This is a genomic window from Sutcliffiella rhizosphaerae (assembly GCF_917563925.1).
GTDB classification, from domain to species: Bacteria; Bacillota; Bacilli; order Bacillales; family Bacillaceae_I; genus Sutcliffiella_A; species Sutcliffiella_A rhizosphaerae.
In genome coordinates this window covers 1-2,656 of the sequence record NZ_CAKJTJ010000080.1, presented here as the reverse complement: position 1 = coordinate 2,656, position 2,656 = coordinate 1, and the positions used below count along the sequence as shown (strand labels likewise).

Here is a 2,656-nt window from a genome sequence, read left to right as displayed (position 1 = left end):
TCACTATCATCCAGCTCTTTTTTCTTTGCCACTCTTCTTCATTCCTTTCGCTTTAATAATTTTCATATCGTCCATATAGTGATACAAGTATCCATAATCACCATGATACACTTCCGCTAGATCCATTACTTTATTACAACCTGGACATAATAATGGGTCCTTATCAAATGACTCTATCATGCGTTGGCGATAAGACTTTCTTCTTTTCTTTTTAGTCTCTAATAATAATGAGAGTTGTTTCGTTCGCATGAAGGCATACAAAGAAAGTACTTGGTTAGCTTTTTTATATGATCTTCTACTATACAAACCAAAACGACCAACCATTCGAAAATGCTTGGGAGGGATGTGTTGAAGTAATTTTTTTAGGAACTCATAAACAGATATTTTAACATCAACCCTTTTTCCAGTTTGATGATCTTCATACCAGAACTCTACATTTTTACCGTCATAATTAATAATCCTATACTCAGCGATGGCCGGCCTAGCTAAATAGCGACCGATATACTTAACAGCACCTTTCGCATCCTTCATTCTTTTCTCCGCATTTACGTAAAATCCCTTGGGATACCGTTGGTATAGTTCAGAAACTTGCCTCTGTACTTTTGGATTGGAAGGAAACCATTCTCTAAGCATATCCAACAATACTTTCTGCCAAGATTTGCGGAGATATTCATAAGGAATAAACTCGGTAGGTACCCATTCATTTTTATTATCAATAGCCCCTTCGGTAACTAATGCATGAACGTGGGGATTGAATTTCATGTCTCTTCCAAACGTATGAATAACAGTAATCACACCAACTTGAAGATGCCTTTTTTTACTTTTTCTCCTAAAGTAGAATTGGAATACCTCGGACACTTTTTTACTAAGTTCGTTCAACTTTTTCCGATCTTGAAAGAACAACGTTCTGATTTCCTTAGGTATCGTAAAAACCATATGTCTATGAGGAACATTAAAAATCATTTCCTGTTGTTTTTCTGACCAATCATCGGTGTACTTTTTACCACATTTATGACAGAAACGACTCTTACATGTAAAGCATACAAACTTCGTTTGGGAATTCTTTTCACAACCAAAACATTCATATCGTGCATATCCAAGATCCGTTGTTCCACACCTAATCGCTTTTTGAACCGTTTCTTTAATATCATCACGATATGTTTCTGGGTACGAGTTTCCATACATACACCAATAACCGTCAAAATGATCTTTAAGTACTTGTTTAATAACTCCACTCTTGATGTTTTTCATAGTCATTCTTCCTATTACTATTTATGTATTATAAATTATACCGGACACTTATCCACAATTCGATTATTTTATAATTTCCTAAACAATGAAAAAAGCGCATTTCCTAAAGAAACGCGCCCGTTTGTTGAATAAGAATAATAAATTCTTATATTAAAAGTGAGTTAATATAAAATTCTTATGAATACCTTTTGTTTTAAGAGGAAGTTTGCCGTCCTTCGAAAAGGCAGTAAAGAATCAACTGTTCCCTTTCGAAAATACCCTTCGCTATTTGGAGCGTTATAAAGATGTAAGAAACAAACATTACAAAGCTACTGATAACAACATATATTTTTTTTTTTACGAATATAAATGAGCCACTCAACCGCTTTCGGTTCGAGCTTTTCAGCAATTTATTATGAAATATACAGAAGCCTTATCTGATAAGAAGTTGTCCCCTCATAAAAATGAGAGATTTCTTTGCTAAAGAATACGCAAAAAGAAATCCTGTCTATGGTCTTATGCGTCAGCTTAGCCATACATCCAATAATACTTCTGCTTTATACTTGAATACAACTGAGGTGCAAGCACAGAAAGCTATTGATGCATTAGATGACTAAATTAATGAGATTTGGTTAGTTTCCGTTTCCTTTGTTATCCGAAATTAAATATCTTATTCTTAAAAAATTCATTTTTTGTATAAAATCATATCAATACACTAATTTTAATATTTTCAATTTTTTAAGTATTTTCTGACAACCACCAAATAGTGGTTTAAAGACATCAAAACTGATTTGAAATTAATATAAGCTATAATGTATTCTTTTTTCATACAAACTCTCCCGTGAAAAATATAAAATAGGATAAATGAAGATAACTTTTATTTAGAATGGTATTTTTAAGCCAATGCTTTATAAACATTTCCATCGTACTAATAAAAAGCCCTTCATTATTGAGGACACTGCAAAAAGAGCATAATTGCTACGCACTTTTAAGTAAAAAAGCCCCTAGTTTATGAATTTACATAAACTAGGAGCTTTTTTGTTTTGAGTTTATCTACTCCTCCTATCCCTAATGGGATAGGGCTTTGTGTAGCTTAACCATTCTCTTTATGTTAACAACAAAAGCAGTTAGAAATGCTTGTATTCGCATGCCCAACTGACCACGGTATTTAGCCCTGGTCATTCTATGTGCATTCTTTAATTCAGCATTTTTATGCTCAATATGGGAACGAATACCTTTTCTTTGAAGATATTCATCCGATTCTAGGTAAGCCATTGGTTGACTATGCTCTTCAGATTTAATGCTAATTGAGTATGTTTTTTCTTTGGTATTGTTATAGCATCTTTCTCTTAAAGGACATTGCTTACAAATGTTCGTATCAAAATAAAAGGTTAGACTTGAATTAGTACCCGTTCCAGTTTTTCCT

3 protein-coding genes are annotated in these 2,656 nt (G+C 33.1%); 1 reads left to right on the top strand and 2 read right to left on the bottom strand.

The window, feature by feature from the left end; all coding sequences use genetic code 11:
• Positions 1-6: 6 nt before the first annotated feature.
• Complete coding sequence (locus LRP81_RS23030) at positions 7-1,251, bottom strand: IS91 family transposase (RefSeq protein ID WP_230505536.1); 1,245 nt, start codon at positions 1,249-1,251, stop codon at positions 7-9.
• A gap of 443 nt (positions 1,252-1,694) precedes the next feature.
• Here LRP81_RS23030 and LRP81_RS23025 point away from each other — a divergent pair, with 443 nt between their 5' ends.
• A complete protein-coding gene (locus tag LRP81_RS23025; RefSeq protein ID WP_230505534.1) occupies positions 1,695-1,847 on the top strand; it encodes a hypothetical protein in 153 nt (50 codons plus the stop codon).
• 451 nt (positions 1,848-2,298) lie between these two features.
• Here the strand turns inward: LRP81_RS23025 and LRP81_RS23020 are convergent.
• A partial coding sequence (locus tag LRP81_RS23020; protein ID WP_230505532.1) for a transposase occupies positions 2,299-2,656 on the bottom strand: 358 nt, incomplete at its 5' end.

Coding starts and splice junctions, on each gene's coding strand:
- LRP81_RS23030 (WP_230505536.1), bottom strand. CDS start 1,251: ATGAAAAACATCAAGAGTGGAGTTATTAAACAAGTACTTAAAGATCAT.
- LRP81_RS23025 (WP_230505534.1), top strand. CDS start 1,695: ATGAGAGATTTCTTTGCTAAAGAATACGCAAAAAGAAATCCTGTCTAT.